This window comes from Sphingomonas sp. RB1R13 (genome assembly GCF_036663775.1).
Taxonomy (GTDB): Bacteria; Pseudomonadota; Alphaproteobacteria; order Sphingomonadales; family Sphingomonadaceae; genus Sphingomicrobium.
Genome location: NZ_JAXOJM010000001.1, coordinates 461,015 through 477,233 on the forward strand (window position 1 = coordinate 461,015; position 16,219 = coordinate 477,233).

General features: G+C 62.7%; 10 protein-coding genes and 1 pseudogene. 2 read left to right on the forward strand and 9 right to left on the reverse strand.

From position 1 onward, the window contains the following. Positions 1-2 precede the first annotated feature (2 nt). Complete coding sequence (locus tag U1700_RS02225; RefSeq protein WP_332749750.1) at positions 3-2,423, reverse strand: FAD-dependent oxidoreductase; 2,421 nt, start codon at positions 2,421-2,423, stop codon at positions 3-5. Positions 2,424-2,578: 155 nt separating this feature from the next. Between U1700_RS02225 and U1700_RS02230 the strand changes: the two genes are divergently transcribed. Next, positions 2,579-3,532, forward strand: a complete 954-nt coding sequence (locus tag U1700_RS02230; RefSeq protein ID WP_332749752.1) for an NAD(P)-dependent oxidoreductase — start codon at positions 2,579-2,581, stop codon at positions 3,530-3,532. On the opposite strand, the gene U1700_RS02235 is transcribed toward U1700_RS02230, so the two are convergent. The 8 genes and pseudogenes from U1700_RS02235 to U1700_RS02270 all read right to left on the reverse strand — a co-directional run bounded on the left by U1700_RS02235 (position 3,529) and on the right by U1700_RS02270 (position 14,997). Next, entirely contained in the window at positions 3,529-4,440 is a 912-nt protein-coding gene (locus U1700_RS02235; protein WP_332749754.1) for a LysR substrate-binding domain-containing protein, read from the reverse strand. The two genes, U1700_RS02230 and U1700_RS02235, sit on opposite strands and share 4 nt — an antisense overlap. A gap of 64 nt (positions 4,441-4,504) precedes the next feature. Then, positions 4,505-6,124, reverse strand: a complete 1,620-nt coding sequence (locus tag U1700_RS02240; protein WP_332749756.1) for a GMC family oxidoreductase — start codon at positions 6,122-6,124, stop codon at positions 4,505-4,507. Continuing rightward, the gene (locus U1700_RS02245; RefSeq protein WP_332749759.1) at positions 6,124-7,308 is read right to left on the reverse strand and encodes a mandelate racemase/muconate lactonizing enzyme family protein; all 1,185 of its coding nucleotides are present in this window, start codon (positions 7,306-7,308) and stop codon (positions 6,124-6,126) included. Before U1700_RS02245 ends, U1700_RS02240 begins: the two co-directional genes overlap by 1 nt. After that, positions 7,305-8,738 carry an aldehyde dehydrogenase family protein gene (locus tag U1700_RS02250; RefSeq protein WP_332749761.1) on the reverse strand — a complete coding sequence of 478 codons (1,434 nt, stop codon included), beginning with the start codon at positions 8,736-8,738 and terminating at the stop codon, positions 7,305-7,307. Before U1700_RS02250 ends, U1700_RS02245 begins: the two co-directional genes overlap by 4 nt. 1 nt (position 8,739) lies before the next feature. After that, entirely contained in the window at positions 8,740-10,044 is a 1,305-nt protein-coding gene (locus U1700_RS02255) for a spinster family MFS transporter (protein ID WP_332749763.1), read from the reverse strand. 13 nt (positions 10,045-10,057) lie between these two features. Further along, the gene (locus U1700_RS02260) at positions 10,058-11,239 is read right to left on the reverse strand and encodes a sulfotransferase family protein (RefSeq protein ID WP_332751097.1); all 1,182 of its coding nucleotides are present in this window, start codon (positions 11,237-11,239) and stop codon (positions 10,058-10,060) included. A 489-nt stretch (positions 11,240-11,728) separates the two neighbouring features. Further along, positions 11,729-12,088, reverse strand: a pseudogene (locus tag U1700_RS02265) (tetratricopeptide repeat protein); the annotation flags it as partial. A 140-nt stretch (positions 12,089-12,228) separates the two neighbouring features. After that, positions 12,229-14,997: a TonB-dependent receptor gene (locus tag U1700_RS02270; RefSeq protein ID WP_332749765.1), complete on the reverse strand. Its 2,769-nt coding sequence runs from the start codon at positions 14,995-14,997 to the stop codon at positions 12,229-12,231. A 369-nt stretch (positions 14,998-15,366) separates the two neighbouring features. Here U1700_RS02270 and purU point away from each other — a divergent pair, with 369 nt between their 5' ends. Continuing rightward, positions 15,367-16,215 carry a formyltetrahydrofolate deformylase gene (purU, locus tag U1700_RS02275; protein WP_332749767.1) on the forward strand — a complete coding sequence of 283 codons (849 nt, stop codon included), beginning with the start codon at positions 15,367-15,369 and terminating at the stop codon, positions 16,213-16,215. Positions 16,216-16,219 lie beyond the last annotated feature (4 nt).

Genomic DNA, 16,219 nt, shown 5'->3' on the forward strand with positions numbered 1-16,219 from the left:
GGTCAGGCCTTCATCTTGGCGTTGTCGGGGTCATAGGCGGGATCGGCCAATACGGTGGCGGCGCGCATTTCGCCCTGCAGGTAAATGTCGAAGCGTGCGCCCGGGTCGGCATAGGCCGGGGGAACACAGGCGAAGAACAGGCTCTTGCCCGTCCGATGACCAAAGCCGCCCGAGGTTGTCAGGCCGATGCACGTGTCGCCGACCATCACCGGCTCGGCCCCGCGCACGTCGACATCCGCCGCATCCACCTCGCCGTAGACGATCCGCAGCGGCCGTTCGGGCGCCTCCAGCGTCGCCTGCTTGCCGACGAAATCATCTTTCTTGAAGTTGATGAAGCGACCCATGTCGGCCTCGATCATGGTGAGTTCGTTGGTAAGCTCCGACCCCCACGCCTTGTAGCCCTTTTCCATCCGCATCGCATTGACCGCGTAGAGCCCGTAATTGACGATCCCGAATGGCTGTCCCGCCGCCCAGATCGCGTCATAGAGGTCGGCGACATCGACCATCAGTGGGTGCAATTCCCACCCCAGCTCGCCGACATAGGACACCCGCAGCGCGCGGACCCGTAAACCGGCGACGACGATTTCCTGCCCGCGCAGCCAACCGAAACCGTCGTTGCTCAAATCGGCATCGGTCAGCGTCGCGAGGAGGTCGCGCGAGCGCGGGCCGCTCAGCACGATCACGCCGCGATCCTCGGTCACGTTTGTGATGGTGACCTGCTCGTGCGGCAATCTGGCTTGCATCATCAGGTCGAGGTCGCGCTGCTCTGCCGCTGCTGCGGAGAGGCAATAATAATGATCGTCGGCCAGCCGCGTGACGGTCATCTCGCCATGGATGCGACCCTGGCGCGAAAGTGAATGGACCAGCCCGATCCCGCCCGGCTTGCGCGGCATACGGTTGGCACAGATGCGGTGGAGGAATGCCTCGGCGTCGGGACCGGTAACGTCATATTTGGCGAAACCGGTGAGGTCGAGCACGCCAACGCGCTCGGCGACGGCACGCACTTCGGTCGCCACGACCTCGAACACATTGGTGCGCGCATAGCCCGACTCTTCCGCGCGTCCGTCGAGCGAAAACCATTTCGGCCGCTCCCAGCCGTAGGTCTCACTGTGCACCGCCCCCGCCGCGAGCAGGCGGTCATGGATCGGTGACACCTTGCGCGGGCGCCCGTCGGGCTCCTCCTCGCCCGGGAGCCGAGTGGTGAAGGTCAAGCGATAGTCGAGGAACACTTTCGCCCGGCTGTAATCCTCGTCGGCGAAGGGGCCATAACGACGCGGATCAAACTCGGTCATGTTGATGTCGGCATCGCCATAGACGATCGACTGGGCGAGATATTTGCCCGAGCCACCGCCCTGCGCAATCCCGAACGAGGTCCCGCAACAATGCCAGAAATTGCGCAGTCCCGCCGCCGGGCCGAGCAAGGGTCCGCCGTCGGGGGTGTGGGGAATGGCGCCGTTGACGATTCGCCGGATGCCGACCTCGCCAAACACCGGCATCCGTTCGATCGCCCGCTCCAGCCATTTCGAAATCCGGTCGAGATCGTCGATGAACAGCTCGCTGGTCGAGGCCCATTGAGGCTGTCCCCCCGGCGCCCACGCTTCGGCCAACCCGATGTCTTCGTAGATGCCGATCAGGCCACTTTTCTGCTCTTGGCGAAAATAGCCCGACACATAGGGGCAGCGCATCACCGGTATCTCGCCCTCGCGGTCGATGAACGCCTGGATCGGGTCGGTGACGATGTAATGATGTTCCATGTTGGTGACGGGAATGTCGATGCCCGCCATCTGCGCGACTTGCCGCGCGTAGCAGCCCGCCGCGTTGACGACGATTTCGGCGCGGACAATGCCCTTGTCGGTGATGACGTCCCACTCGCCGGTGGGAAGCTGGGTCAGCCCGGTGACCAAGGTCTTGCGGACGATCGTCGCGCCGAGATTCTTCGCGCCGATCGCCATCGCGTTGCACAGGCCCGACGGGTCGGCGTGGCCGTCGCTGGTCGTGTAGGCGCCGGCAATCACGCCGTCGGTGGCCATGAACGGGTTGATGCGGCGGATCTCCTCGGGGGAGATGATCTCCATGTCGAAGCCGATATTCTTCGAATAGCCATGGATATATTTCATCCACGACAGTTCGCGCTCGTTGGTTGCCAGGCGGATGCCGCCCGATCTGTGCCAGCTGACATATTGGCCGGTCAGCTCCTCCAGCCGCGGGTAGAGGTCGTTGCTGTAGGCGTGGATCTTGGCGAGATTATAGCTGCCGGTGATGCTCGGGCACTGCCCCGCGGCGTGCCATGTCGAGCCCGAGGTCAATTCGTCCTTTTCGATCAGCAGGCAATCGGTCCAGCCCAGTTCGGCCAGATGATAGAGCAGCGAGGCACCCATGATGCCCCCGCCGATGATCACGACCCGTGCGCTTGTCTGCATCATCGCCCTGTTCTTGGATGCCAATGTTCCGGCGACGCTAGGGCTACAGGGGCGCGCTGCACAAATTAGCATTTCGCGCCGATTGGCTCAAAAAATTTCACGATACGGGTCAAAATTTTCAATTGTGGCGATTTCGCGCGGGCGATTTAGTCAGCGCCATGAAAATCGGATTTATTGGGCTCGGCAACGTCGGCGGGAAGCTGGCGGGGAGCCTCATTCGCAACGGCCATGACATCACCGTGCGCGACCTCGATGACGCCTTGGTCGCGGCCTATGTCGCGCGGGGCGCGGTCGCCGCCGCCACCCCGGCCGAGCTTGGCGGCGCGGTCGACCTGATCATCACTTGCCTGCCCTCCCCCGCGGCCAGCAGCGCCGTCGCCGAAGGACCCGATGGTTTCCTCGGCGTGATGCGCCCGGGGCAGGTCTGGCTCGAAATGAGCACGACCGATTACAGCGAGATCATCCGGCTGGGTGCGCTGGTCGAGGCGCGCGGCGGAATGATGCTGGAATGCCCCGTGTCGGGTGGCTGCCACCGCGCCGATACCGGCAATATCGCGATCTTTGCCGGTGGGCCGCGCGCGGCGTTCGATACGGTGTTGCCGATCCTGACGACGATGGGCCGCCGGATCCTCCATACCGGCGCGCTCGGCACCGCGTCGCAACTGAAGGTGATGACCAACTTCCTGTGCACCGCGCACCTGGTCGCGCTCGCCGAAGCGCTGACCGTGTGCAAGGCCGCGGGGATGGACATGAACACGACCTATGAAGCGATCCGCATCTCGTCGGGCAACAGCTTTGTCCATGAAACCGAAAGCCAGGTCATCCTCAACGGCAGCCGCGACATCAACTTCACCATGGACCTGGTGTCGAAGGACGTCGGCCTGTTCGACGCCATTGCCCGCGAGCATCATGTGCCGGTTGAGCTGTCGCCGCTGATCGTTGGCATCTTCAAGGATGGCGAAAAAAGGTTCGGCCCGCGCGAACATTCGCCCAACATCATCCGCCGCTATGAAGAGCCGCTCGGGATCAAGGTGCTGGGCACGGGCTTTCCGGCGCAGATGTGCGACGATGAGCCCGAAGCGCCGGGTTATGAGGTGGTGCCCAAGCGCTAGGCGGAGTGGGCTGAAACCCAGTCCATGAACGCCCGCACGCGGACATTCTCCTTCATGTCCTTGCGGCAGATCAGGCCCCATTCGCCGGGGCAGATGGTGCGGTGATCGACCGGTTTGACCAGTCGCCCGCTGGCCAGGTCAGCATCGACGAACGGGCCGTTGACCAGCGCGATCGCCTCGCCGTCGAGCGCCAGTTCCAGCGCCACTGCCAGCGTATCGACCACCATGTGCGGCGATGACGGGTCGAATTCCTGCCCGGCAGAGGCGAACCATGACTGCCAGTTGCGCACTTCGGTCGAGATGGTGGCGAGCGGCAGGCTGAGCAGGTCGGCCGGGGTTGGAGTCGGCCCCATCCGCGCCGCCAGTGCCGGGCTGCATACCGGGAACAGGCTATATTCGAACAGCGGCATCCAGTGATATTTGTTCGGGTCGGGGACCGTCTCGCAATAGACCATGCCGACATCGGCGTGGACCTCGTCGAATTCCCACTCGACCGCGCAGGTGCTCAGCGACAGCTTCACCTTGGGATTCTCGGTCAGGAACTGCGGCACCCGCCGCGCCATCCAGCGGATCGATGCCGTGACATAGGTCTGCACCCGCAGCGGCTTGTCGAGCGTGTGGCGATGGACCGCTTCGACCCCTTCAATCAGCGATTCGAATGCCGCACGGACATAAGGGTAGAGGACCCGGCCTTCCTCGGTCGAAATAATGTGACGGCCGACTTGCGCGAACAGTTGCACGCCCAGCGCATCTTCGATCAGCTGGACCTGGTGGCTGACGGCGGGGTGGGTGAGGCACAGTTCGTCGGCGGCGTCGCGGATGCTCTGGCGGCGGGTTGCGGCCTCGAACCCCTTGAGAGCCTTCAGCGGCGGCAGTTGCCGCAGGTCGATCTTCGTCTGGCTCGACATGGCGCGCTCCCCTTGGGGCCCGACTGTATGCACTGCGAGGCCGAGTGCAACCGGTAAGATAAATTTACCTGTTGTCCTCGAGAATCATGGTCGCGCCCTTTTCGGCGACCATCACCGTCGGCGCGTTGATATTGCCCGATGTGATCGTTGGAAAAATCGAGGCGTCGACCACGCGCAGTCCGTCGATCCCATGGACCCGCAGGCGGGCGTCGACCACCGAGGTCGCCGGGTTCGCGCCCATCGTGCAGGTCGAGCTGGGGTGATAGACAGTGTCGGCGCGGGCGCGGAAATCGACGAGCAATTCGTCATCGGTATGGACGTGGCTGCCCGGGACCAGTTCGTCGACGATGATGTCGCAAAGCGGTGCGGTCGCCGCCAAGGTGCGCAGCAGTCGGCAACCGGCGCGGGCCTCGGCGAGGTCGTGCTCGGTCGAGAGATAGTTGGGCTGGATGACGGGGTGCGCGAACGGATCTGGCGAGGTGATGTAGAGATGCCCGCGGCTGGTCGGGCGGCAGCTGTTGAACGACAGCAGGAAGGCCGAAAAGGGGTCGGGATTGAGCAGCTTGCGCTCCGACAGCGGGCTTTTGGTGTAGCTTACCGGACTGAAATAGAGCTGCAGGTTGACGCGCGGATCGTCGGGGCGCGCGCGAACGAACCCGCCGCCTTGATTGACGCTCATCGACAGCGGGCCGCCGCGGTTGAGAAGATAGTGGAGCCCGGCGCGGATTTTGCCCGATAGGGGGCTGAGGATGTCGTTAAGCGTCGGCACCGAACTCTTGTAGAAATAGCTCACCGCGAGATGGTCCTGAAGGTTCTGGCCGACCGCAGGGGCGTAGAGCAGGGGCGCGATGCCAAGCGACTGGAGCAAGGGCGCCGGGCCGATGCCCGACAGTTGAAGCAGTTGCGGCGAGTTGATCGCGCCCCCGCTAAGGATGACCTCGCGCGTGGCACGAACTTGTTCGATCCGGCCCTCGCGACGATATTCCACTCCGACCGCTCGCCGCCCCTCGAACAGGATACGCGTCGCGTGGGCTTTCGTCCGCAATGTGAGGTTGCGACGCCTGAGCGCGGGACGGAGATATTCGTTGGCGGTCGAGGCGCGGCGGCCGTTGCGGGTGTTGAAGTGGAACACCCCAACGCCTTCGCTGCGTTCGCCGTTGAAGTCAGCCGACGCAGCAAAACCGAGCGCCTCACCCGCTGCGATGAAGGTTCGGCACAGGGGGTGGGCGAGGTCAGCGATGTCGCTGACCCGTTGCGGCCCGCCCGCGCCGTGCCAGTCGCTGGCGCCGTGATGATGGTCTTCGGACTTGATGAAATAGGGCAGCACGTCGTGCCAGCTCCAGCCGGAATTCCCGGCCGCCGCCCAGTCATCAAAGTCGTGCGGCTGGCCGCGGACGTGGACCATCGCATTGATCGATCCCGATCCGCCAATGACCTTTCCGCGCGGCCAGTAGCTGGTGCGGTCATTGAGCCCGGCTACCGGATCGGTATCGTACATCCAGTTGACGCGCGGATCGAAGAAGGTCCGGCCATAGCCGATCGGCAGCTGGATCCAGATCGTCCGGTCGGATCCCCCCGCCTCGATCAGCAGGACGCGCGCCTTGCCGTCCGCCGACAGCCGGTTGGCCAGCACGCAGCCCGCCGTTCCTGCGCCGACGATGACATAGTCGTATGCATCGTCCATCAGACGGGGCGCTGGGTCATTTCGAGGTGAAGCATGGTGCCGGTATAGGGGTTGGCCGCAGCCACCGCCTCGTCGAGCTCGACCCCCAGCCCGGGCGCGGTCGGGGGGATGACATGGCCTTCCTCGATCCGGATCGAGGTCTTCAATATCTCGCTGTGGAAACCGCCCCAATTTTCGATGCTCTCGAGGATCAGGAAATTGGGCGAGCAGGTCGCGATCTGGATGTTGGCGGCGCCGACCACCGGGCCGCAATAAAGGTGGGGCGCGATCTGGACGTGGTCGACTTCGGCCATGCCGGCGATCTTCTTCGCCTCGAGGATTCCGCCGACGCGGCCGAGGTTCATCTGAAGAATCGCAGCGGCGCCGGCCTTCAACAGGCGGGCGAAATCATATTTGGTGGTCAGCCGCTCGCCGGTCGCGATCGGGATGGTGGTGGCGCGGGCGACCTTGGCCATTTCCTCGGGCGCGTCGGGCGGGACGGGTTCCTCGAGCCACAGCGGGTCATAGGGTTCGAGCCGCTTGGCCAGCCGGATCGCGCCTGCTGCGGTCATTTGCCCATGGGTGCCGAACAGCAGGTCGGCCCGATTGCCGACTGCCTCGCGCAGCTTTGCCGCAAACCGCTCGCACAAATCGAGCGCATCGAGCGACAATTGCCGCCCGTCGAACGCCGAATAGGGGCCCGCCGGATCAAACTTCAGTGCGGTAAAGCCCTGCGCCAGATACTCGCTCGCCCGCTCGGCTGCGAGATCGGGATCGTGATAGACGTCGCTTGTGTCGCCCGGCCGGGGGTAGATGTAGGTATAGGCGCGCAGCCGTTCATGGACCTTCCCGCCGAGCAACTTGTAAACCGGCTGGTTGGCTTCCTTGCCGATAATGTCCCAGCACGCCATTTCGATCGCGCTGAGCACCCCCATCAGGGTGAGGTCGGGGTGCTGGGTAAAACCGCTCGAATAGATCCGCCGCCACAGCGTCTCGATATCGTGCGGATCATTGCCCGCGGCGTAACGCGCGAACACATCCTCGATCATTTTTGCGACGAGGTGCGGGTCGAACGGGACGCAATAGGCCTCGCCGATGCCGGACACGCCATTGTCGGTCGTCAGCTTGACGAATACGAAATAGCGACCGCCGAAATGGGGCGGGGGATTGCCGACGACGAACGTCTTGATATCGGTTAGCTTCATCCCGGGTAGAAGCCGTTGACCACCTTGACCTCAAGGAAGTCGTGCAGGCCAAACGCGCCCCATTCGCGGCCATTGCCCGACTGCTTGTAACCGCCGAAGGGGGAGCCATAATCCTGGCCGGCACCGTTGATATGGACGCTGCCGGCGCGGATTTTCGACGCAACCCGGCGGGCGCGGTTGATGTCGCCGCTCTGGACATAGCCAGCCAAGCCGTAGGGCGAATCATTGGCAATGCGGATGGCGTCGGCTTCGTCGGCGAACGGGATCATCACCAGCACCGGACCGAACACTTCCTCCTGCGCGATGGCCATGCCGTTATGAACTCCGGCGAAGACCGTCGGGCGGACGTAATAGCCGCGATCGAAGCCCTCGGCGCGCCCGACGCCGCCCGCGACCGGCTTTGCGCCTTCGTCGATGCCGACCTGGATCAGCCGCTGAATCTTGTCATATTGCAGCTTGCTGACGACCGGGCCGAGGTGAGAGCCTTTGGCCGTCGGATCGCCAAGCTTGATCCCGGAAGCGACGCGCGCAGCGATCGCGACGGCTTCGTCATAGGCCGACGCTTCGATCAGCATCCGGGTCGGGGCGTTGCACGACTGGCCGGCGTTTTCGAAGCAATGGCGAACCCCGCGCGTGACCGCGGCTTCGAGGTCGGCATCGGCGAAGACTATATTGGCCGACTTGCCGCCAAGTTCCTGTGAGACTCGCTTGACGGTGTCGGCGGCGGACTTGGCGACCTGGATGCCAGCGCGGGTCGACCCGGTGAACGAGACCATGTCGACCTCAGCGTGGCTGGTCAGCGCATCGCCAATCGCGGCGCCGGTGCCATAGACCATGTTGAACACGCCGGGCGGGAAGCCCGCCTGATCGATGAACTCGGCGAACAGTTGGGCCGAAAGCGGGGCGACCTCGCTTGGTTTCAGCACCATCGTGCAGCCAACGACGAGGGCGGGGCCGACCTTGGCGGCGAGCTGGTTGATCGGCCAGTTCCATGGTGTGATCAGGACGCACACCCCGATCGGTTCGTGGACCAGGCTGGCATGGTCGCCGATGCGGCTGTCCCACGCCATGGCGCGCGCCGCCTTGATGGTTTCCTTCAGGTGGCCGGGGCCGCATTCGGCCTGGGCGTTGAACGACAGGTCGTAAGGCGCGCCCATCTCGGTCGAAATGGCGGTGACCATCTCGCCGTAACGCGCTTCGAACACCGCGATCAATTTTTCGACCAGCGCGATGCGGTCGTCGAGGGTCAATGCCGCATAGCCGTCGAACGCCCCGCGCGCGGCCCGAACCGCGGCATCGACATCGTCGGGCCCGCAGAGCGCGACCCGCGCGGCGATTTCCTCGGTCGCGGGATTGATTGCGTCGGCGACTGCGGTCGAGGTCAGTGGCAGGCGCCATTCACCGCCGATATAGGATTTCAACAGGTCCATGTCACAGCGCTCCTGCCGCGCGTTTTTGATCCTCGACGATCGTCCGGCCGGCCATCCAGTAATGCCACGCCGCCCAGAAACCGGTCGGGGCAAGGATCAGCAGCGCCATGCGCAGCGACGCCGCCGTCGGGCCGCCGGGCCCTGCGAAATAGTCGCTTAGCCAACCCACCCCCTGCGGCGCAACAATCAGGTTGAGGACATTGGCCGAAAGCAGTGAAACGGCGATGAACATCGCGCGCATCTTGCACGGGGCAAGGTTCTGAATCAGCGCCATCGCCGGGCCGATGTAGAAATAAATCGCCGGGATGAAGATCCACAGCATGATCGTCGCGGTCTGTAGCGAGTGGGTGTAGTAAACGATGAACGAAGGGATGGTCGCGGCGGCGGTGACCCCCGCGAGCAGCCACAGGATGCGGCGCGGATCAACAAACGAAGGACGGGCCAGCAACCAGGCGGTAAACAACGACGCGGCAATTCCGGCAATCAGGTGGATCGGACCGACAACCGCGCCCGCAGCGCCGACACTGAGGTCGAAACTGCGCTGGAGGAAGGTCGGGGTGAACCACATCAGGCCCCAGCCCCAGAAAGCCGAGACGCCGCCGCCCATGACAAGGTGGAACGCCGCCTTCTGTTTCCACAGGAAGCGCAGCGTGTCGGCCATCGTCGGGGTGGCATCATCCTTGTGCGCGTCAAGCCGGCCGCGGACGGGTTCGCGAACGGTGAAATAGACGAGTGCACCGACGATCACCCCAGGGACACCAAGCGCCAGGAACGCCGCGCGCCAGCCATAGGCGTTGGCGACCGCGCCCGCCATGTCGGCTCCCATCCACGCCCCGATCGGCGCGCCTAGTGCGAACACCGTCATCGCCATCGGGCGGCGGCTGGCAGGGAAATAATCGGCGACGATCGAGTTGCACGCAGGCGTACCCCCCGCCTCGCCGACCCCGACGCCGATCCGTGCGAGGAGCAGCTGGGTATAGCCGCGCGACAAGCCGCACAGCGCGGTCATCGCCGACCAAGCGACAAGCGACCCGGCGAGCAGGTTGCGCCGGTTATATCGGTCAGCAACCCACGACAGCGGGATACCGAGCGTCACGTAAAACAACGCGAGCGACACCCCGGTGAGGAAAGCGATACCGCCGTCGGTCAGGTGAAGTTCGACCCGGATCGGCTCCAGCACGGTCGACATGACATAGCGGTCGGCGATGTTGATGGCGTAGACCATCATCATGATGATCAGGACATACCAGCGCTGGCCGATCGAATGGTCATCGGTGGTCGGGATCGTCGCCGTCGTCGTCGCCATGTCCGCGCCCTTTTTAAGGAGTATGTGCTTCCGCTTGGGGCCCCAGCGCGGCACGCAGCGGCGCCAGCCAGGGGTCGTAATGTTGCCATTGGTCTAGCCCACTGGTGAAGATCGGCTGGCGGACCTGTTCGGAGCTTGGCGTGCGCACCGCGCGCTCGCTTTGATGAAAGTCGAGGCAGGCCTGCTCGAACGGCAAGCCGACATGATCGAGGATCCGGCGGACCTGCGTTTCGAGGTCGCCGACGACGTCGGCATAGTCGACGCGGAGCACCCGGCCGGGGAGCACGTCGTTCCAATGCGCCATCAGGTCAACATAGCCGCGATAGTAATGGCCAATTTCCTCGAGACCGTAGGTGAACTCCTGCCCCTCGGCGAACAACTGCTTGAAGCCGCTGAAGCAGCAGCTCATCGGATCGCGCCGCGCGTCGATGATTTTCGCGTTGGGCAGGATCAGGCTGATCAACCCGATGTGGCGAAAATTGTTGGGCATCTTGTCGATGAAATGGGGCGTGCCGAGTTTGCGGTGGATCGCGGTGTCGCGGACATAGGCCTCGCCGAAGCCGGTCAGCTCGTCGGCGGTCAGCTCAGCCAGATTGGCTGGATAGCGCGCCTCCTCGCCAATCCGGCGGCGGCCGTCGATGCGGTGGGCCAGCGCCAGGATATTGGGCAACTCCATCGTACCCTCGACCATCGAATGCGAGGCGAGGATCTGTTCGAGCAGGGTCGATCCGGCGCGCGGCAGGCCGACGATGAAGATGGGGTCTGGCGCGCGGCAGCCCGACCCCTGGTTGGCTGCAAACAAGGCCGGAGTGCAATGTTCGATCTGAAGCTTCATTTCCTTGTCGATCCGCGTCCAGTCGTAGCGGACTTCTTCCCGCTTCAGCCGGTTGCCGCGTTCGTAGTAATCGAACGATTCCGCATATTGACCCCGATCTTCCAATGCCTTGCCCAGCGCAAAGCACAGGTGGTAGCGATCGACGAGCTTGGTCGTGCTGGCAGCTTCATACTCCCGCATGCCCTCGATCTCGGCTTCTTCGAAGCGGTAAGTCTTGAGGTTGGCGAGACTCCAGTAAGCGTCACCGAAATCTGGCGCGACGCGGTAGGCACCGCGATAGGCGTCGATCGCCTCGGCCTGCTTGCCAACCGTCTTGAGCGCGTGACCGATTGACAGGTGCAGCGTCGGATTATTCGGCATCTCGCCGAGCTGCGTACGATAAATCCCCACAGCCTCATCGAATTCACCGACCGCAAGGCTCTGGTTGGCATAAAGCAGGTCGAACTGCGGTTTGCCCGGAGCCTTGCGCCGCAGCACCTGCGCCTGCTCCAGCGCTTCACCGAATTTCTGTCGTTTGTGCAGCACGTTGACGTAGTCAACGTGGGCGTTGGTATTATCCGGCTCAAGCACAATGCACGATTCGAGCAGGAATTCGGCCTCGTCATAGGAATTGAATTTGGTGCCGATTTCGGCGAGCAGGCGCATCGCCTCAGTGTGGTGGCCATGCTGCTGAAGGTAAGCGCGGCACAGGTTTTCTGCCTTGCGAAGACGATTTTCCTGGATCAGCCGGATCACTGCCTGAAGTTCGTCGGGCAGGCTTTCCAGAAAGGCGCACTGCTGCCGGGCAAAGCCCGCGGCTTCCTTGCGGTCGGCGCGCTCGTGCATATCCGCCAAGACCCGCCAGCTCGCGAGCAATCCGCTATTGTAGGCAACCGCATCCTGAAACGCGGCCAGGGCGTCATCGGTCCGCCCGAGTGCACGCAGGCAATGCCCGCGTTCCTGATAGGCGCGTCCGTTGCCGGGATCGGCATCGATCAACCTGGCAATGTTCGCCAGGGATTCGAGCGGCCGCTTGGAAAAGCGCTGGATCACCGCCAGCAGGTAAAGCGCTTCATGGTGATCGGGCATCTGGCGCAGCGCGTCGAGGCACTTGCCTTCGGCATCGCCCAGTTTGCCGCGCTGCAGATCGGACCGAGCAGCTTCGACCAGTCGTTCCGCTTCGTCTGGCGCGCCTGATGGCGTGCGATACGTTGTCTTGTCGGTTTCCATTCGGTCAATCTGGCCGGACTGCGCCAATTATCCAATCCCCAAGTTGGGCCGGTTGCGACAGAGGGCAGCGCAATTACGCGCTGCCCTCGCCCGACCCGAAGGTCTCTGCCCGTGAGTTTTTGAGACCGGGCGAGCCTTCGTCACATCTTGTATGACACACGCAGCCCGATCGTGCGCGGGCGCGAGGTCGTGACGCGCTTTTCACCGTCATTCGCGCTGGTGAACAGCTGCGGCCGCGCGTCGCTCAGGTTTTCACCGTAAACCGTCAGCGACCAATTGTCCTTGCTGACCCCGACCGAGGCTTCGAAGGTGGTATAGGAAGGCTGGGTGAACAGGTTCTGCAAGTTCGTGATCGAATCCCCCGGATGCACAGTGACACCGTTGATGGTCGAATTCACCCCGCAGTTCGTATAGGGCGAGGCGCAACCATACAGAATGTTGGCGTTGACAAGGTCAGAGGTGATCGTGCTGCCAACATAGTGAACCCCGCCGGCAATGAACGGCTTGAGCCCCGAACCCGTCTCCCATTCATAACGGACGCGGATATTGCCTTGGAATTTGGGGCTGAGCGCGAGCGCGGTTCCCACCGGAGCGATCACACCCTGCGCGCACAATGTCTGGGCGACCGCGCCCGAGGAGCAACCGGTCAGTTTGCTATCATTATACGAGAAGCCGGAGCCGATCGTCAGGCCCGAAATGGGCCGCGCGGTAATATCCCCCTCGATCCCGTGGATTCGGGCATTGGCCGCATTGCTCACAAAGGTCTGGTTCGATATGTTCTGGTCGAACGCCGCGATCTGGATATCGCGCCAGTCGATGACATATGCGGCAAGATTGATCTGAAGCCGCCGATCGAACAGCCCCAACTTGACGCCGATTTCGTAGTTCTTGACGTGATCGGGAGCATAGGAACGATTGGCCGAGCAGGCGGCCGCAGTTAGACCGCCCGACCCACTCGCACTGTTACAGCCTTTGCGGTTGAAGCCGCCGGGGCGGAACCCTTCCGAAAAAGTAGCGTAGACCAGTGAACTCGGATTGATCTTGTAGGTCAGGTTAGCCTTCAACAGCACTCCCGTGTACGTCGTCGGGTTGATCCCGGCGAGCCGGCTGGAGAGCACCGAACTGGCACCAAGAACAGTCGGCGGTGTGGCAAGAGGTGTGTAAACACAGCTCGTCAGACCGGTCGCGGGATCGGTCGTGACCGCGCTGCAGTTCTGGCGAATTCCGCCGACGAAGCTTGTACTGGACCCGCCATACATGCCCGCCTTTTCGTTGTAGTATCGTGCTCCACCCGTCACGATCAGCTTGTCAGGAACGATGTCGAACGAAGCTTCGCCATAGACGGCGTACTGGCGGTCGCGCCGCAAGATTGTGTTGACGAAGCCCGCGCCGGGCAGAACGCCTGCCTTAATCTCTTGATTGACCGCAGGGTTTGGCGCGAGGTTGTAAACGAACCCGGCATCTGGAAGGACGTAGTTCCACTGGGTCACGTCGTAAATGCGGTTGACGTCATAGAATAAACCAAACGTCCCACGCACACGCTTGTCGGCAGGGGTGTTGACGCGGAATTCCTGGGTCCAGCGGCGGTTGCGATCGTTGACCTTGTAGCTGTTGGCCGGTGAATAGCAGGTCTGGCCGTTGGAGGCCGAGTTGGCGTAACCCGCGTAGTACACACCGCGATCGCAGTTGTAGTAGGGCATGAACAGGCCAATGTTGGCATATTTCGCATAGTCGGCCTGCTGCACCGAATGGTGATCCTGGTAGGACGAGGTATAGATCATATCCAGAATGCCTAACCGACCCTTGAGGGTCAGCGTGGACAGGCTGATCGTGTCTTTCAGGGTGTTCGGGCCATATTGCTGGACCTTCAGGTCGCCGACCCCCGGTGCATAGTCGAACACGCCGTTGGTCTTGAGCTCCTGATACATCGACATCGCTTCGAGCGACCAGTCATCGTTTACCTTGTAGGTTATCGCGCCGCGTCCACCGTTGTAATTGGCGTCGTTGTAATTGTCTTCGATGAACGCATTGTTGCTGATCGACCGGCGCAGCGGCACCTTGAAGCCGCCACTGGTGCCGGTGGCCGTCGCCACGCAATTGAGCACGCCGACGCACGACTGGATTGCCTGCTGAACCAGCAGCGGATTGCCGGTTGGCAAGCGGCCCGCGCCACCCGGATCCCACGGCATCCGGTACGTTCCGGCAACATTGTCGATGTAGCCGCCTTGATGATCGCTGTAGAACGTCAGGCGGACCCCCAGCTTGTCCTTGACGATCGGGACGTTGATAAACCCTTCGGCTCCGAAACTGGCAGCACCGCCCTTGGTGGCGGCGGCATTGCCGGAAGCTCCGGCATGGAAATCGGCGAGGTCGGGTTTGTTGGTGATGTAGCGCACCACGCCGCCCATCGCATTTGCCCCGAACAGGGTGCCTTGCGGACCGGCCAGGACTTCGATCCGGTTGAGGTCGGTCGCGTGGATATCGAGGTTGCGGCCCGGAGTAGAAGCCGGCGCATCGTTGAGGTAGAGCCCGACGCTGGGCTGGACCCCGGCAACGCCAAGGATCTGGGCACCGGCAGTATCGGTGGCCAGACCGCGGATATAGATTGATGAGATCCCCGGCCCGCGTGACGCCGTGCGCACATTGGGCAGGTATTCGACCAGCTTTTCAAAGTTGGTGACGTTGAGCTTGCCCAGCGAGTCACCGCTCAGCGCCTGGATGGCGATCGGCACCCGGTTGGCCGACTCTTCGCGGCGGGTCGCGGTCACGATGATTTCAGGAATGCCATTGTCGGCCGCAGGGGTAGGAGCCGGAGGTGGCGCCGCCTGCTGGGCCAGCGCAGGTGAACCGGCGGCTTCCATCGCGAGCAGCGCAAGGATCGCTGTGGATAGTTTCCAACTGTTCTTCATGACTTTCCCCCCGGAATTCGCCTGGCCTTGAAGGCCAATATATTTGTTGCCGTAATCGATCGAGACTGTTGAGATCGCCTCATGGAAGCAAATGACCAATTTTCAGCGATTGGTAAGAAAATTTACCGTCGCCACGACTGGTAGAGAACAGGAGCTAAGCATTATCTTGGCGCCCAGCATCATATCAAAATGCCCCCGGGATATCGCTTTTATGCATGCAGCGATGGCACTGGGAGATGTCACTCCCTTGGTCGAGGCCAGGGCAGAATAGCGACCGCCCGATCCACGCGGTGGCTTGGCCTCGCACTGTTTGCGTTCCACGAATAACTGATCTTTTTCTGTACTCAGTGACCGCAAGAGAGAGCGACCTTGGCCGACCGTAACTTCATCCTGACCCTGGCGTGCGAAGATCGACCGGGGATCGTCTCGCGCGTGTCGACGCTGATCTTCGAGGCTGGCGGCAATATCCGCGATTCCAACCAATATCATGATCCCGAAACCAACCGCTTCTTCATGCGCGTAGCGTTCGGGCTTCCTGCCGATGCGAACGAGGTCGGGTTCGACGCGCTCGCCGCCGAATATGACATGAAGTGGCTCGTCCGCGAGACCAGCCAGCGCCGCAAGGTCCTGATCCTCGTCTCGAAATTCGACCACTGCTTGGTCGATCTGCTCTACCGCCTGCGGATCGGCGAGATGGAGATGGACGTCACCGCGATCATCTCCAATCATGCACGCGAAAGCTTCGGCGGCCTGGACCTCGGCGACATCCCGTTCCACCATTTGCCCGTCACCAAGGGCGACAAGGCCGCGCAGGAAGCCCGCATCTGGGAGATTTTTACCCAGACGGGGTCGGAACTGGCGATCCTGGCGCGCTACATGCAGGTGTTGTCGGACGACATGTCAGCCAGATTTGACGGCCGCTGCATCAACATCCACCACAGCTTCCTGCCCGGCTTCAAGGGCGCCAAGCCCTATCATCAGGCGCATGCGCGTGGGGTCAAGGTGATCGGCGCCACCGCCCATTATGTCACCGCCGACCTCGATGAGGGCCCGATCATCGAACAGGATGTCGAGCGGATCAGCCATTCGGACAGCGCCGAGGACCTGGTCCGCAAAGGCCGCGATATCGAGCGGCGGGTATTGTCGCGCGCGGTCGGGCTCCACCTCGACGGTCGAGTGATCCTGAATGGCGACAAGACCGTCGTCTTCCGCGACTGAACAA